This window comes from Pauljensenia sp. 27098_8_83, from assembly GCF_041432695.1.
GTDB lineage: Bacteria > Actinomycetota > Actinomycetes > Actinomycetales > Actinomycetaceae > Pauljensenia.
The window spans coordinates 1-15,849 of sequence record NZ_JAPWAD010000007.1 but is presented as its reverse complement, the minus strand read 5'-3'; the positions used below and the strand labels follow the sequence as shown (position 1 = coordinate 15,849).

At 64.6% G+C, this 15,849-nt stretch carries 10 protein-coding genes and 1 rRNA gene; 10 read left to right on the top strand and 1 reads right to left on the bottom strand.

The window, feature by feature from the left end:
- Nucleotides 1–6: 6 nt before the first annotated feature.
- The 9 genes from O3656_RS04125 to O3656_RS04085 all read left to right on the top strand — a co-directional run bounded on the left by O3656_RS04125 (nt 7) and on the right by O3656_RS04085 (nt 11,922).
- A complete protein-coding gene (locus O3656_RS04125; protein WP_034467793.1) occupies nt 7–438 on the top strand; it encodes an RbsD/FucU family protein in 432 nt (143 codons plus the stop codon).
- Nucleotides 439–769: 331 nt separating this feature from the next.
- Entirely contained in the window at nt 770–1,519 is a 750-nt protein-coding gene (locus O3656_RS04120; protein WP_500062752.1) for a DeoR/GlpR family DNA-binding transcription regulator, read from the top strand.
- Between the two features lie 10 nt (nt 1,520–1,529).
- Entirely contained in the window at nt 1,530–2,873 is a 1,344-nt protein-coding gene (locus O3656_RS04115; protein ID WP_500062751.1) for a dihydrolipoamide acetyltransferase family protein, read from the top strand.
- Nucleotides 2,874–2,889: 16 nt separating this feature from the next.
- Nucleotides 2,890–4,257 carry a dihydrolipoyl dehydrogenase gene (gene lpdA / locus O3656_RS04110; protein WP_500062750.1) on the top strand — a complete coding sequence of 456 codons (1,368 nt, stop codon included), beginning with the start codon at nt 2,890–2,892 and terminating at the stop codon, nt 4,255–4,257.
- Nucleotides 4,258–4,290: 33 nt separating this feature from the next.
- Nucleotides 4,291–6,744 carry an alpha-ketoacid dehydrogenase subunit alpha/beta gene (locus tag O3656_RS04105; protein WP_500062749.1) on the top strand — a complete coding sequence of 818 codons (2,454 nt, stop codon included), beginning with the start codon at nt 4,291–4,293 and terminating at the stop codon, nt 6,742–6,744.
- Nucleotides 6,745–6,903: 159 nt separating this feature from the next.
- Complete coding sequence (locus O3656_RS04100; protein ID WP_500062747.1) at nt 6,904–8,223, top strand: PHP domain-containing protein; 1,320 nt, start codon at nt 6,904–6,906, stop codon at nt 8,221–8,223.
- Nucleotides 8,224–8,250: 27 nt separating this feature from the next.
- On the top strand, nt 8,251–9,273 hold the full coding sequence (locus O3656_RS04095) for an SDR family NAD(P)-dependent oxidoreductase (RefSeq protein WP_500062746.1): 1,023 nt from the start codon (nt 8,251–8,253) through the stop codon (nt 9,271–9,273).
- A 99-nt stretch (nt 9,274–9,372) separates the two neighbouring features.
- Entirely contained in the window at nt 9,373–10,974 is a 1,602-nt protein-coding gene (locus O3656_RS04090; protein WP_500062745.1) for an alcohol dehydrogenase catalytic domain-containing protein, read from the top strand.
- 120 nt (nt 10,975–11,094) lie between these two features.
- Complete coding sequence (locus tag O3656_RS04085; RefSeq protein ID WP_500062744.1) at nt 11,095–11,922, top strand: hypothetical protein; 828 nt, start codon at nt 11,095–11,097, stop codon at nt 11,920–11,922.
- 147 nt (nt 11,923–12,069) lie between these two features.
- Here O3656_RS04085 and O3656_RS04080 read toward each other — a convergent pair whose 3' ends face one another.
- Nucleotides 12,070–13,539 carry an alanine/glycine:cation symporter family protein gene (locus tag O3656_RS04080; RefSeq protein ID WP_500062743.1) on the bottom strand — a complete coding sequence of 490 codons (1,470 nt, stop codon included), beginning with the start codon at nt 13,537–13,539 and terminating at the stop codon, nt 12,070–12,072.
- Nucleotides 13,540–14,138: 599 nt separating this feature from the next.
- Between O3656_RS04080 and O3656_RS04075 the strand changes: the two genes are divergently transcribed.
- Nucleotides 14,139–15,679, top strand: a 16S ribosomal RNA gene (locus O3656_RS04075).
- Nucleotides 15,680–15,849: the final 170 nt, after the last annotated feature.

Below are 15,849 nucleotides of genomic sequence, written 5' to 3'. Positions count from 1 at the left end.
ACGTTCATGCTCTATGGTCCGATGACTCACCCGCAGTTCCTGCGCGCGCTCGCGGCCGCCGGTCACGGTTCGAAGATCCTGCTGGCTGACGCGAACTACCCGCACACGACGGGTGTGAACCCGCGCTGCGAACTCATCTCCCTCAACCTGGCTCCGGGGCTCCTGGACGTCAGCCAGGTCCTCGACGTCCTCAAGCGCACGATTCCGATCGAGCGTGCCGAGATCATGACCCCCGCACCCGACGCTGATCCGGTGGAGATCCCGATCCACGACGAGTTCCGTGCGGCTCTGCCCGGCGTCGAGTTCGGTGAAATTTCCCGCTGGGACTTCTACGATGCTGCGCGCGACGAGAACGTGGGCATTATCGTTGCGACGGGCGAGCAGCGCCTGTACGGCAATCTGCTGCTCACGGTGGGCGTTCGTCAGCCCGGGGAGTAAAGCCCGTTTGCCGCGCCAGTGATGGGCTTGTGCCGCGAGTGACGAGCGCTTTCGTTTCGTTTTCGTTTCGAGCGGATGATAGCCCTGGCGTGGAGTGAGAGTTTCATAGCTGGTGGGTGGCCCGAGAGGGCCGCCCACCAGAGTATTTATCCCTGCAATATCCGTCAAATGTGCCGAATGAATGACGGTGTTCTGAACGTTTGTGCGTCCCGCCTGCACGGGTGTATGAACAGCTTGCGTGATGTTGCATACTTTCGTTTTAGTGACTATTCTTGTCGTAACGAAAGGTAAAGCGACAAGGAATGCCGCTGATTCCACGAAGAGGTGCCCCATGGGACGTGCAGAAGAACGCACGAACTACATCCTGGATCGCCTCGCCCGGGAGGGTGAGGTGAGCGTCGCGCAGCTTGCCTCCGATCTGGGCGTATCGCCCGTGACGGTGCGCGCCTCGCTGAAGGCCCTCGACGAGCAGGGCTACCTCGTGCGCACCCACGGCGGTGCGCGCCCCACCACCTTCCGTAACATTCACCTGCGCCAGAACGATCGTGTCGAGGTCAAGGAACGCATTGCTCGCGCCGCTGCCGACATGATCCACGACGACGATCGCGTCATGATCGAGGCCGGTACCACCTGCGCCCTCATCGTCAAGTACCTGACCGGCAAGCGCGGAGTGCAGGTCCTGACCAACTCCGTGCTTGTCTTCGCTAACGCCCGCTCCAACCCGAGCCTCAATATCACGCTGACGGGTGGGCACTTCCGCGCCGAGTCCGAGTCCCTCGTGGGACCGGTTGCAGAGCGCGCTATCAATGACTTCAACGCACGCGTCGCGTTCCTCGGGACCGACGGGTTCAGCGTTGATCGCGGCCTGACCACCCAACTCGTGGAGGGTGGACAGGTCGGTTCCATTATGCGCACCCGCGCACAAGAGACGTGGCTGCTCGCCGACTCCTCCAAGTATGGGGAAGCCGGCTTCGTCAGCTTCATGGGGATCGACGAGGTCACCGGAATCATCACCGACGATGAGATCCCCGAAGAATCCATCAAGGAATTGGCCGAGCGCACGAAGCTGCGCATCGTCTAGGAGGAATTACATGGCCACCATCGTGGTGATGCCCCAGCTGGGCAACTCTGTTGAGTCATGCATCATCGTCGAGTGGATGATCGCGGAAGGCGACACCGTCGCCGTCGACCAGACGCTCGCGTCCATCGAGACCGACAAGTCGACCATGGAGGTGCCCTCGACCGCTGAGGGTACCGTCCTGAAGCTCCTGTGGGAGGAAGGCGACGAGGTCCCCGTCAAGGATCCGCTCATCATCGTCGGTGAGCCCGGGGAGGACATCTCCGGCCTCGTTCCGGGTGGCGACGGCGCCCCCGCCGAAGCCGATGCTCCCGCCGAGCAGGCCGGCGCCCCCGAGCAGGCCGCTGCCCCCGCGTTCGCGACCGAGCGCGCTACCGGCGCCGTCTCTCCGCGCGCCCGCGCCCTCGCCGCCTCCAACGGCGTCGACGCCTCGTCCATCTCCGAGGGCTCGGGTCCCCACGGCCGCGTCATCGAGCGTGATGTTGCCGCCGCCATCGCCGCCGGCCCCGTCCTGACCTCCGCCGCGCGCGCCGCCGGCGTGAGCGCCACCGAAGGCACCGGCATCGGCGGACGCGTGTCCGTCGCCGACGCGGGCCGCGCGCCCGAGGCCGCCCCCGCCGCCGCTGTCGCAGCCCCCGCCGCCGCGGCCGACTTCCCCGGTGCCTCGACCTCCGCCCCGCTCAAGGGCGTGCGCAAGGTCGTCGCCAAGCGCATGATGGAGTCCCTGACCTCCACCGCGCAGCTGACCCTCAACACGACGGCCAACGCCGCCGGCATCCTCGCGATGCGCAAGAAGGTCAAGAACGCCGACGAGTCCCTGGGCCTGAACAAGATCACGCTCAACGACCTGGTCTGCTTCGCCGTGTCGCGCACCCTGCTCAAGTACCCCGTGTTCAACGCTCACCTCGAGGACGGCGTCCTCACCCAGTTCGAGCAGGTCCACCTCGGCTTCGCGTGCGACACCCCGCGCGGCCTCCTCGTCCCCGTTATCCGCTCGGCGCAGTCCCTGGGCCTCAAGGCCTTCTCCGACGAGGCCAAGCGCCTCGCCGGCGGCGCGATCGACGGCTCCCTGTCGCCCGATTTCCTGAGCGGCGGCACCTTCACGGTCTCCAACATCGGCTCCTTCGGTATCGAGACCTTCACCCCCGTCATCAACCTGCCTCAGACGGCGATCCTGGGCGTCGGCGCGATCACCCCGCGCCCGACCGTGGCCGCCGACGGCACGATCGGCGTGGAGCAGCGCATCAACCTCTCGCTGACGATCGACCACCAGGTCATCGACGGTGCGGACGGCGCCCGCTTCCTGCGCGACCTGGTCGCCGCCATCGAAAACATCGACGTGACGGTCCTGGCCTGAGGAAAGAGGAACACTCATGAGTGATACGCATTTTGACGTCATCGTCCTCGGTGCGGGCCCCGGCGGCTACCTGGCCGCCGAGCGCCTCGGACACGCGGGCAAGAAGGTCGCCCTCGTCGAAGAGCAGTACCTGGGCGGCACCTGCCTGAACGTGGGCTGCATCCCCACCAAGACCCTGCTCAACGGCGCGAAGAACTACCTGCACGCCAAGGAAGCCAGCCAGTTCGGCGTGGACGCCAGCGGCGTGGCCGTCAACTGGACGCAGATGCAGGCCTGGAAGGATCAGGTCGTCAAGGGCCTGGTCGCCGGCGTCGCAGCCACCGAGCGCAAGGCGGGCGTGACCGTCATCAATGGACGAGGCCACCTCGATGCCCCCGGTCGCGTGACCGTTGAGGGGACGACCTACACCTCGGACCACGTCATCATCGCCACGGGCTCCGTGCCGGCCATGCCCCCGCTGCCCGGCACCCAGGACAACCCGGCGCTGGTGGACTCCACGGGCATCCTCTCGCTGCCCGAGGTCCCCTCCCGCCTCGCGATCATCGGCGGCGGCGTCATCGGCGTCGAATTCGCCTCCCTGTACTCCACCCTCGGCTCCCAGGTGACCGTCATCGAGATGGCCCCCGAGATCCTGCCCTTCATGGACGACGACCTGGCCGCCAAGGCCCGCGCCGCCATGAAGGACGTGACCTTCGAGCTGGGCTGCCGCGTCGAGTCCCTCGACGGAGGCACTGTCCACTACTCCAAGGGCGAGGAGAAGCTGAGCGTCGAGGCCGACGTGGTCCTCATGGCCGTTGGCCGCCGTCCCGCGACGGTGGGCTGGGGTGCCGAAGAGGCCGGCCTCGAGATCAACCGCGGCGTCGTCGTCGACGACACGATGCGCACCAACCTGCCTAACGTGTGGGCCATCGGCGACGTCACCGGACGTTCCCTCCTGGCGCACGCTGCCTACCGCATGGCGGAGATCGCCTCGGCGAACATCCTCGATCCCACCGCGAAGAAGCGCGGCGAGGTCATGCGCTGGCACACCGTCCCGTGGGCCGTCTTCTCGATCCCCGAGGCCGCCGGCGTCGGTCTGACCGAGTCCGCCGCTAAGCGCGAGGGCCGCGAGGTCCTCGTCGCCAAGGTTCCCGCCCTCATGTCCGGCCGCTTCATCGCGGAGAACGGCTTCAAGGCCCCCGGCGAGGCGAAGATCCTCGTTGACCCCAAGACCCACCAGGTGCTGGGCATCCACGTGCTGGGCGCGTACGCCGCGGAGATGATCTGGGGCGCGCAGGCCGTCCTCGAGATGGAACTCACCGTCGAGGACCTGCGTCAGGTCGTCTTCCCGCACCCCACGGTCTCCGAGGTCATCCGCGAAGCTGCGTGGGCCGTCAAGCTCTAACGAACATCCCCTACGTCAAGGAAGAGTAGAAAAATGACTCAGTCTCTCATCATCGACCCCAACGAGGTACGTCGCCCCGGTTACGTGAAGTTCCCCGAGGTGCCCGTCAACCAGTACACCTTCGACCGTGACACCGAGATCGCCCGCTACGGCGAAAAGGGCATGGTCCAGATGCTCCACGACATGATCATCGTGCGCACCTTCGAGTCGATGCTCGACTCCATCAAGAAGACCGGCGCCTGGCAGGGCGTTGAATACAACCACCGCGGCCCCGCCCACCTGGGCATCGGCCAGGAGAGCGCCTACGTCGGCCAGAGCTTCGTGCTGAAGCCCGAGGACTTCATCTTCGGTTCCCACCGCTCCCACGGCGAGATCCTCGCCAAGTGCTACTCGGCCATGCACCAGATGGACGACGCGCAGCTCGAGTCCATCATGAAGGGCTTCCTCGGCGGCGAGACCCTGTCCTACGCCGAGAAGATCGACTACAAGGACACGAAGGACCTCACTGAGAACTTCATCCTCTTCGGTGCTCTCGCCGAGATCTTCGCCCGCAAGTCCGGCTTCAACCGTGGCCTGGGCGGCTCGATGCACACCTTCTTCCTGCCGTTTGGCTCCTACCCGAACAACGCGATCGTCGGCGGATCCGCGCCGATCGCGAACGGCGCGGCCCTCTTCAAGCGCATCAACCGCAAGCCCGGCATCGTCGTCTCCAACGTTGGTGACGCCGCCCTGGCCTGTGGCCCCGTGTGGGAGGCCATGAACTTCGCGTCCATGGATCAGTTCCGCTCCCTGTGGCGCGAGGAGGACGGTGGCAACCCGCCGATCCTGTTCAACTTCTTCAACAACTTCTACGGCATGGGCGGCCAGACCTTCGGCGAGACCATGGGTTATGAGATCCTCGCCCGCGTGGGCGCGGCCCTCAACCCCGAGGCCATGCACGCCGAGCGCGTCGACGGTCTCAACCCGCTGGCCGTCGCGGATGCGACCACCCGCAAGAAGAAGATCCTCGAGGAGGGCCGCGGCCCCGTCCTCATGGACACCATCACCTACCGCTTCTCCGGCCACTCGCCGTCGGACGCCTCCTCGTACCGCACGAAGGAAGAGGTCGAGCTGTGGGAGCAGGTCGACTGCATCAAGGAGTACTCGAACCTGCTCATCTCCAACGGCCTGACCACGCAGGACGAGATCGATGGCTACGCCGCCTCCCTGACCGACAAGCTCGTGCACGTCCTCAAGCTGGCGATCGACGACGAGGCCACGCCGCGCGTTGCCGACGGCTACATCGATTCCGTCATGTTCTCCAACGAGAAGGTTGAGGCGTTCGACGACGCCACCCCCGAGATCGACCTCGAGGACAACCCGCGCATCAAGGCTCTGGCGAAGAAGGTGCGCAGCTCCGTCGACGAAAACGGCAAGCCCGTCTCCAAGATGCGCATGTACCAGTTCCGTGACGGCCTGTTCGAGGCGATGCTGCACCGCTTCAAGACCGATCCGACGATGGCCGCATGGGGCGAGGAAAACCGCGACTGGGGCGGTGCCTTCGCCGTCTACCGTGGCCTGACTGAGGCCCTGCCCTACCGTCGCCTGTTCAACTCGCCCATCGCCGAGGCCTCGATCGTGGGCGCCGGCGTCGGCTACGCGATGGCCGGTGGCCGCGCGGTCGTCGAGCTCATGTACTGCGACTTCCTGGGCCGCGCCGGTGACGAGGTCTTCAACCAGATGGCTAAGTGGCAGTCGATGAGCGCGGGCCTGCTCAAGATGCCCCTCGTCCTGCGTGTGTCAGTGGGTTCGAAGTACGGTGCCCAGCACTCCCAGGACTGGAGCGCGCTCGTCGCTCACATCCCGGGCCTGAAGGTCTACTTCCCGACGACCCCGACCGATGCGAAGGGCATGCTCAACCTGGCACTGTCCGGCACCGACCCGGTCGTGTTCCTCGAGAGCCAGAAGCTCTACGACAAGGGCGAGGACTTCGAGCCCGGCGGCGTGCCCGAGGGCTACTACGAGACCGAAGAGGGCGAGCCGGCGATCCGCCGCGAGGGCAGCGACATCACGATTGCCGCCTACGGCGCGACCGTGTACAAGGCCCTGGAAGCCGCGGACGTCCTGGCCGAGAAGTACGGCCTGAGCGCCGAGGTCATCGACCTGCGCTTCGTCGCCCCGCTGAACTACGACAAGCTCGTCGCATCCGTGAAGAAGACCGGTCGCCTCGTCCTGACCTCGGACGCGGTCGAGCGCGGTTCCTTCCTCAACACGGTTGCCGCGAACGTGCAGACCCTGGCCTTCGACGCGCTCGACGCGCCGATCGCCGTCGTCGGCTCGCGCAACGGCATCACGCCCGGCCCCGAGATGGAGTCGTACTTCTTCCCGCAGGTCTCCTGGATCCTCGACGCGATTCACGAGCGCATCCTCCCGCTGCCCGGCCACGTGCCCACCACGAAGCACGCGACCGAGGCCGAGATCGCTCGCCTGAACCGCGAGGGCCTCTGAGGCGTTGGGGGCGGGTCGTTCCCCTTTCCGGCCCGCCCCCGTACCTGGCTCGCATTCCCTGACGCGAGCTAGCGAGGCCGGGGCCACACTCCTCCTCACCGAGCCCCGGCCTCGCCCACATTCTTGATTCATCACCGTTTTTCTCCACCCAACGAAGAGATGGCAGAACCCATGGACATCACCAACGATCCGGCCGCCACCCCGGTCCAGCGCATCGAGGCGCTGCGCGCGGTGGTCGCCGACGAGCACTTCCCCAGCTGGGTGCCCGAGTCGAACAACCACATCCACACGTGCTTCTCGTTTAGCCCCTACACGCCCACCCACGCGGCGCTGCTGGCGCGGCGTAACGGCCTGCGCGTTGTCGGCTCGGTCGATCACGATTCGATCGGCGCGGCAGCCGAGATGAGTGAGGCCACCCGCATTCTGGGCATGGGTTCCGTCACCGGCTTTGAGATTCGCGCCCGCTTCGGAGAGGGAACGCCGCTCGCGCAGCGTAAGCTCAACAACCCTGACTCCGTGGGCGTGGCCTACATGACGGTGCAGGGCGTGCCTGCGCCGGCCCGCGAGAAGGTCGCCGAGTGGCTCGCCCCCAAGCGCGCCGCCCGCCTTGAGCGCACCCTCGCCATGGCTGAGAGCGCGGGCAAGATCCTCACCGACCTGGGCCTGGAGCCCTTCGATCCCCAGGCGGACATGGTCGGCATCTCCCAGTACGCCAATGGCGGCGGCATCACCGAGCGTCACCTGCTGGCTGCCATGGCCTCGGCCCTGATCCGCGGTTTTGGCCGCGGCCCCGCCCTGGTCCAGGGCCTGGATTCGATGGGCGTTGAGGTTCCCGCCTCCCTCGCGCGCGTCCTGTCCGACAAGGACAACCCGCACCTCATGTACGACCTGCTGGGTGTCCTGAAGGCCAACTACCTGGATCGCATCTACATCCAGCCCACCGACGAGCTGCCGAGCGCGGCCGAGGTCGTCGAGTTCGCCGACTCGGTCGGCGCGATCGCCACCTACGCCTACCTGGGCGACGTATCCGCCTCGCCGACGGGCGACAAGAAGGCTGAGAAGTTCGAGGACGCGTTCCTCGACGAGCTCTTCGAGTACATGGAGTCCATCGGCCTGCGCGCCGTTACCTACATGCCCCCGCGCAACACCCCCGAGCAGCTCGAGCGCATCCACGCGCTCGCGGCCGCCCACGGCATGCTCGAGATCTCGGGTGTGGATATCAACCAGCCCCGCCAGCGTTTCACCTGCGAGGAGCTGCGTCGCCCCGAGTTCGCGGACCTCAACGAGGCCACGTGGGCCCTCGTCGCGCACGAGGCCCTGTCTTCCGTGGATCCGTCCCTGCACCTGCTGGGCCGCACGGGTCGCCTGACCCCTGAGGCTCTCGCCGAGCGCATCACCGAGTACGCGCCCCTGGGCCGTGCGATTGCCGACGGTGAGGATGCCGCCGACGTCGCCGCCCGAGCCACTTCGATTAACTGACGAGCATCGTCAAGAAAGAGAGACATCATGAGTAACGCTCCCGAGGTACGTGGGCTTTTCCTCAAGGCCCTCGGCCGCCCGGTCATCGTGGCCCCCAGCTCGGCGGAGCCGACAGTCACCTTCGACGGTCCGCTCACCGAGGTGTGCTCCTGCTCCCTGAAGGAGACGGAGCTTCCCGTCGTCGTGCGCGCAGGCGAGGAGACTTTCGAGGTCCGCGCCACCACTACCGGCGAGCGCACCATCAACGGCCGCGTCGCCCTCGTGACGGGTGGCGCCCAGGGGTTTGGCGCGGAGATCGCGCGCGGCCTGGTCGACGCCGGATGCTTCGTGTTCATCGCCGACCTGAACGGTGAGGGTGCCGCCGCGAAGGCGGCCGAGCTCGGCGGCGAAGGCGTCGCACACCCGATCACGGTCAACGTCGCCGATGAGGACTCTGTCGCGGCGATGGCCTCCGAGATCGAGCGCGTGACCGGCGGCCTCGACCTGGTCGTCTCCAACGCGGGCATCGTGCGCGCCGGCTCCGTCCTCGAGCAGGACGCCTCCGCGTTCCGCCTGTCCACGGACATCAACTACGTGGCGTTCTTCCTCGTCACCAAGCACCTGGGCCAGCTCTTGGCCCGCCAGCACTCCACCGCCCCTGAGTGGCTGACCGACATCATTCAGATCAACTCCAAGTCCGGCCTCGTCGGCTCGAACAAGAACGCCGCCTACGCGGGTTCCAAGTTCGGCGGCATCGGCCTGGTGCAGTCCTTCGCCCTCGAGATGGTTGCTCACGGCGTGAAGGTCAACGCGATCTGCCCCGGTAACTTCTACGATGGCCCGCTCTGGTCTGACCCGGACCGCGGCCTCTTCGTTCAGTACCTGAACTCCGGCAAGGTCCCCGGCGCCAAGACGGTCGCCGACGTCAAGGAGTTCTACGAGGCGAAGGTCCCTATGCGCCGCGGTGCCCAGGGCATTGACGTTCTGCGTGCGATCTTCTACATCGTCGAGCAGGAATACGAGACCGGCCAGGCCGTGCCCGTCACGGGCGGCCAGGTGATGCTCTCCTGACTTCTTACGAGGCCGGGGACACATGCGGGTTTCTCGCCAGCTCCCCGGCCTCGTCTTTTCTTCCCACGTTCAGTTGTTTTTCCAGTGAAAGAGTCAGTCATGACCCAGATTCCCTCCACCCAGTACGCGATTCAGATCGTCGGCAAGGAAGAGTTCGTCGTGAACCCGGCGAAGCCCGTTGACCCCGTTGGCCCGACGCAGATCATGCTCGAGGTCGAAGCCTGCGGCATTTGCTTCTCCGATACGAAGCTGCTCCATCAGTTCGATGGCCACCCGCGCAAGTCGGACGTGGTGGCGGGCATCGACCTGGACGCCCTCAAGGACATTCCGTCCTACCACCCGAACCAGGAGGCCGTGACGCCCGGCCACGAGCCCGTCGTGCGCGTCGTGCAGGTCGGCGAAAAGGTCACGCACTTCAAGGTCGGCGACCGTCTGCTGGTCCAGGCCGACTGGAAGCACCTGCGCACCGCGAAGTCGAACGGCGCCTTCGGCTACAACTTTGACGGCGCCCTCGAGGAGTTCGTCGTCGTCGACGAGCGCTGCGTTGTGTCCCCGGACGGCGAAGAGTTCCTCATCCACGTGTCGGAGGGCCCGTCGGCCGCAGCCGTCGGCCTCATCGAGCCCTGGGCGACCGTCGAGGGCTCCTACGCGTGGGCCGAGCGCAACCACGTCGCCGATGGCGGCCGCCTGCTGGTCGTCGGTGAGGGCGACATCGACGCTCTGACCGCCGAGCACAAGCCCGCCGAGGTCGTGCGCGTTGGCGCTGATGCCATCGAGGGCGTGGAGGGCGAATTCGACGACGTCGTGTTCTTTGGCTCGGACGCCGACGCGATCGAGAAGGCTGCGCTCCTGATCGGCACCCGCGGCACCATGTGTGTCGTCTTGGGCGGCGAGAAGATTTCGCGCAAGGTGTCCCTGGACATCGGCCGCGTTCACTACGACTTCATCCGCTTCTGCGGTACGACCGGCTCGGATCCGCGCGAAGGCTACGCCTGGATCCCCGCCAACGGCGATCTGCGCGAGAACGATAAGTGCGTGTTCGTCGGCGCTGCCGGCCCGATGGGCGTCATGCACACGATGCGCGCCGTCACCTCCGGTGTTCCCGGCATCAGCGTCGTGGGCACCGACCTGTCGGACGAGCGACTGGCCAACTTGACGAAGGTCGTGGGCCCGACCGCCGAAAAGAACGGCGTTCCGCTGGATATCATCAACACCGCCTCGACGCCCCTGGAGTACGGCTACACCTACGCGACGTGCCTCGTGCCCGTCCCGGCGCTGGTCTCCCAGGCCGTCGACCTGCTGGCCGAGGGTGGCATCCTGAACGCGTTTGCCGGTATCCCGGCCGGCACGTTCGGCGACTTCGACCTGCAGGGCATCATCGAGCGCCAGATCTTCATGCTGGGCACCTCCGGCTCGGATGTCTCCGACATGCGCACGGTCCTGCGCAAGATCGAAGCCGGCATCATCGACACCACGATCTCCCTGTGGGCGATCACCGGCATGGCGGGCTTCGGCGACGCCATCAACGCGGTGATGAACCGTACCTCGGGCGGCAAGATCATGGTCTTCCCGATGATGCACGACCTGGGCCTGACCCCCGTGTCTGAGCTCGCCGAGAAGCTGCCGACGGTTGCCGCGAAGCTTGACGCCGCCGGCCTGTGGACCAAGGAGGCCGAGGAGGCGCTGCTCGCCACCCGCTGAGCAACCTGCTGAGACCTTTGCCCCGGCCTCGTCTGTCACCCGGACGAGGCCGGGGCTTCCTCGTTCCGTGATAGCCGCGTACGATGGTGGAATGACTGTCGGCGGAACAAGGAGGTTCCCATGGGAAGCGACGATTGCGTGACACGTGAGCGCTACGTGGCGTTGCAGGCGTGGCTGTGCGGGCAGATGTCCCCGCGCACGCCGCACGTGGCGGACCTCTTTGCGCAGGACAGCGAGTGCCTCTACGATGCCTTCCTCTCCGTGCTTGTCGGCACGAGGCTGGGGTTCGCGGACTACGACGATAATCAAGCCCATCACGGGCTCTACGTCTTCGACTTTTTCGTCGGTGACATCGAGGCGCCGCCGCTCGGCAGGGGCGTTGATGGGCAGAGAGTGCCCGGCATGGCGGGGGACCCTGCCGCGGACGGCGCCGCCCGAGCGATGTGCCACGCGATCGTCGACACGTGGCTCGGGGACACGAGCGCACACATCCCGTTCGTGGCATCTGTGATTGCCTCCGTGGCCACCCTCGAGCTCGTCGCCGATGTGCGCGTCGACGAGTGTGTCTTTGAGTGTGAGCTGCCGCGGGACTATGCGCGCTTCACCGCGAACAAGCCGTGGGAGGACGGGAGCCTGCTAATCGGCGCGCTCGATTCATCTCTGCTGGTCCCCGGTCCACTCATCTACGTGGAGGCGGGTGTGCGATATGGGAGACAGGTTCTGTCCTGCTCGGGCTTCGACGAGGCCGTGGCCTCGTGTGTGCAGATGGGGCTTTCTGTGGAGTCCTCCATGGCCTCCGGCACCGGAGCGACTGCCGTTCTGCGTGCCCCGCACGACCGGCCTGAGATGCTCGGGTGGGCCGCCGATGCAGTGGCTCGAGCCCTGTCCGCGTGCGGGCACGTCGGCGGAGTGCAGATTCGAGTGCGCTTCGCGCAAACGTCGGTGTAGCGCGCAGACGCGGGCCGAGAACCCACGTGCGGCTGGGGCACGCCCCCTGGCCGAACGCGATGACCGCGCCGATGCGCATAGCGAAGCCCCGGCCTCGTCCCCACGTGGAGGAACGAGGCCGGGGCAGTTTGCTCGGGGAGAGGACCCTTACGCGTTGGTCTTCTCGGAGGCGACGGGAGCGTCGTCCTTCCAGAAGTCCAGCTCGTCGGGGTTCAGGCCGATCGAGGAGGCCTTGAAGTGCGGCTCGAGGCCGGCCTTGCGCTGGGCGACGTAGTCGTTCGCGCAGCGGATGGCCTGGTTGCCCAAAATGACGATGACGGGCAGGTTGATGAGCGCCATGAGGCCCATCAGGATGTCGCCCAGGTTCCACGCGACCTCGAACTTGAGGAGGGCACCCGCGAAGACGAGCAGCGCGGCGACGGCGCGGAAGATCGAGAGCATCCAGTGCTTCATGTGCACGTTGCGCAGCAGGAAGCGGAAGTTGACCTCGGCGTAGTAGAAGTTACCGACCAGTGTCGTGAAGGCGAAGAGGAACAGGGCGACCGAGATGAAAACCTGCGCAGGACCCTGGCCGAGGATCGTGGCCATGGCGTCCTTCACGAGGGGAGCGCCCGTCACACCGTTATCCGAACCGACTCCCGAGGAGAGCACCACGAAAGCGGTGAGCGTGCAGATCACCATCGTGTCGATGAAGACGGACAGCATCTGGACGAGGCCCTGCTTGGCGGGGTGCGACACGGAAGCGGAGGCGGCGGCGTTCGGAGCCGAACCGACGCCAGCCTCGTTCGAGTAGAGGCCACGCTTAATGCCGAGCATCATGGCTGAGCCGGTGAAACCGCCGAAGATAGCCGGGAAGTCGAAAGCGCTGCGGAAGATAGCTGCGAACATCGCGGGGATGTTCTGGTAGTTGAGCACGATGACGACGAAGCCGACACCCAGGTAGATGATCGCCATGACCGGGACGAGAAGGCCCGTGACGTCGGTGAGGCGACGCGTGCCGCCGAAGATCGAGCCGGCCATGAGCACCGCGAGCACGGCGCCGACGATCCACGGCGTCCACTCGTTCGCCCAGCTGTACCCGGTGAACGCGTCAGCAACGTTGAAGGATGCCAGCAGGTTGAAGCCGCCCATGTAGGTCAGGATGAGGACCGAGGCGAAGAGCGTGGCCAACCAGTTCTGCTTGAGCGCCATCTGAATGTAGTAGGCGGGGCCACCGTAGGAGTGGTGGGGTCCCTGCTTCTTGTAGATCTGCGCGAGCGTCGACTCGATAAACGCAGAGGCGCCGCCAAGCGTCGCGATGACCCACATCCAGAAGACAGCACCCGCACCGCCCAGTGTCACGGCGGTCGCAACACCGGCGATGTTGCCGACGCCCACGCGCGAGGCCGTGGACACCATCAGGGCACGGAACGAAGAGACCTCGCCTTCCTCTTGCGGCGGCTCGGTGACGACGCGGATCGCTTCCTTAAAGAGACGAAGCGGGAGCGCGCGCGTGCGCACGAAGAAGTACAGGCCGACGCCGATCAGGAGCGCGACGAGCACGTACGTATACATGAAGCCCGAGATCGTATCCAGGGTGCCGGCGAGGTCGAAAGCCGGACGCAGGGTTCCATTCATCGTTTTTCCTAGCGTTGATGGATGTTCGTTGACGCGGCGAGCCGCGGTGTGAGCACGAGTATAGCGCCAGGGTCAACAAAAGGTAAAGAGTTTACTAAAAAATGTGATGGCGGCGGCCATCTGTGCAGGCTGGGCCCCTGATGGACCGGCGTTGGAGGCAGGTTACTGTGGAATGTTGAGAGTGCTGGCGCACATTTCGGCCAAATCTTTGTGGTCTGGCGCATGAAATTGGGTGATTTTGGGGCAAAGTGAGCCAGTCTGAAGGCTGTAATCGTTGAAATGCTGGGGAAACGTATTGAGAAGCGAGGTAATTGCGCTTGACTTGACGGTGTTGGAAGAAGTGCGTATTGTTTTCCTTGTTGCGCCGAACGGCAGCGAACGAAGCGAGAAGCTCGGGTCGCGGAAACATGGCGCAGACCGCCTTTCGAAAACATGCGAGAGATTCGTGTGCGCTTGATCGTGCAGGTGTTGTTTGTGAACTCGATAGTGTGTTTGTTTGTTTTTTATGCCTGTTTTTTGTTTTTGAGTGTTTTTGGTTGGGATTGCTGGCTGGCCTGGTTTGGTTGGTTGGTTTTTCTGGGCTTTAACGTTTTTGTTTTTGTTCGGAGAGTTTGATCCTGGCTCAGGACGAACGCTGGCGGCGTGCTTAACACATGCAAGTCGAACGCTGAAGCCTAGCTTGCTGGGTGGATGAGTGGCGAACGGGTGAGTAACACGTGAGTAACCTGCCCTCTTCTTTGGGATAACGCCCGGAAACGGGTGCTAATACTGGATATTCACTGGCCTTCGCATGGGGGTTGGTGGAAAGGTTTTTTCTGGTGGGGGATGGGCTCGCGGCCTATCAGCTTGTTGGTGGGGTGATGGCCTACCAAGGCTTTGACGGGTAGCCGGCCTGAGAGGGTGACCGGTCACATTGGGACTGAGATACGGCCCAGACTCCTACGGGAGGCAGCAGTGGGGAATATTGCACAATGGGCGAAAGCCTGATGCAGCGACGCCGCGTGAGGGATGGAGGCCTTCGGGTTGTAAACCTCTTTCGCTCATGGTCAAGCCGCAACTTAGGGTTGTGGTGAGGGTAGTGGGTAAAGAAGCGCCGGCTAACTACGTGCCAGCAGCCGCGGTAATACGTAGGGCGCGAGCGTTGTCCGGAATTATTGGGCGTAAAGGGCTTGTAGGCGGTTGGTCGCGTCTGCCGTGAAATCCTCTGGCTTAACTGGGGGCGTGCGGTGGGTACGGGCTGACTTGAGTGCGGTAGGGGAGACTGGAACTCCTGGTGTAGCGGTGGAATGCGCAGATATCAGGAAGAACACCGGTGGCGAAGGCGGGTCTCTGGGCCGTTACTGACGCTGAGGAGCGAAAGCGTGGGGAGCGAACAGGATTAGATACCCTGGTAGTCCACGCTGTAAACGTTGGGCACTAGGTGTGGGGGCCACCCGTGGTTTCTGCGCCGTAGCTAACGCTTTAAGTGCCCCGCCTGGGGAGTACGGCCGCAAGGCTAAAACTCAAAGGAATTGACGGGGGCCCGCACAAGCGGCGGAGCATGCGGATTAATTCGATGCAACGCGAAGAACCTTACCAAGGCTTGACATGCACGGCGGCACTGCAGAGATGTGGTGGCATTTAGTTGGTCGTGTGCAGGTGGTGCATGGTTGTCGTCAGCTCGTGTCGTGAGATGTTGGGTTAAGTCCCGCAACGAGCGCAACCCTTGCCCTATGTTGCCAGCACGTGATGGTGGGGACTCGTGGGGGACTGCCGGGGTTAACTCGGAGGAAGGTGGGGATGACGTCAAATCATCATGCCCCTTATGTCTTGGGCTTCACGCATGCTACAATGGTTGGTACAGAGGGTTGCGATATCGTGAGGTGGAGCGAATCCCTTAAAGCCAGTCTCAGTTCGGATTGGGGTCTGCAACTCGACCCCATGAAGGTGGAGTCGCTAGTAATCGCAGATCAGCAACGCTGCGGTGAATACGTTCTCGGGCCTTGTACACACCGCCCGTCACGTCACGAAAGTTGGTAACACCCGAAGCCCATGGCCTAACCGGCTTGTCCGGGGGGAGTGGTCGAAGGTGGGATTGGCGATTGGGACGAAGTCGTAACAAGGTAGCCGTACCGGAAGGTGCGGCTGGATCACCTCCTTTCTAGGGAGCCCATTATTGTGGGAAACAATCAGCGCGCTTGCCTGTTGTGGGTGTGTGGTTGTTTTCTTGTGCCTGCATGTGTTCACTGCCCGGTGGTGGGTGGTGGGTGTGGGTGCGTGTTTGGGTTGGGCATAAAAAGTTATACGAGCAGACACACTGTCGGGTTCACG

Bases quoted from the DNA above. Each gene is read 5' to 3' on its own strand.
- O3656_RS04090 (WP_500062745.1), top strand. From the start codon at position 9,373: ATGACCCAGATTCCCTCCACCCAGTACGCGATTCAGATCGTCGGCAAG.
- O3656_RS04085 (WP_500062744.1), top strand. From the start codon at position 11,095: ATGGGAAGCGACGATTGCGTGACACGTGAGCGCTACGTGGCGTTGCAG.
- O3656_RS04100 (WP_500062747.1), top strand. From the start codon at position 6,904: ATGGCAGAACCCATGGACATCACCAACGATCCGGCCGCCACCCCGGTC.
- O3656_RS04095 (WP_500062746.1), top strand. From the start codon at position 8,251: ATGAGTAACGCTCCCGAGGTACGTGGGCTTTTCCTCAAGGCCCTCGGC.
- O3656_RS04080 (WP_500062743.1), bottom strand. From the start codon at position 13,539: ATGAATGGAACCCTGCGTCCGGCTTTCGACCTCGCCGGCACCCTGGAT.
- O3656_RS04115 (WP_500062751.1), top strand. From the start codon at position 1,530: ATGGCCACCATCGTGGTGATGCCCCAGCTGGGCAACTCTGTTGAGTCA.
- lpdA (WP_500062750.1), top strand. From the start codon at position 2,890: ATGAGTGATACGCATTTTGACGTCATCGTCCTCGGTGCGGGCCCCGGC.
- O3656_RS04105 (WP_500062749.1), top strand. From the start codon at position 4,291: ATGACTCAGTCTCTCATCATCGACCCCAACGAGGTACGTCGCCCCGGT.
- O3656_RS04120 (WP_500062752.1), top strand. From the start codon at position 770: ATGGGACGTGCAGAAGAACGCACGAACTACATCCTGGATCGCCTCGCC.
- O3656_RS04125 (WP_034467793.1), top strand. From the start codon at position 7: ATGCTCTATGGTCCGATGACTCACCCGCAGTTCCTGCGCGCGCTCGCG.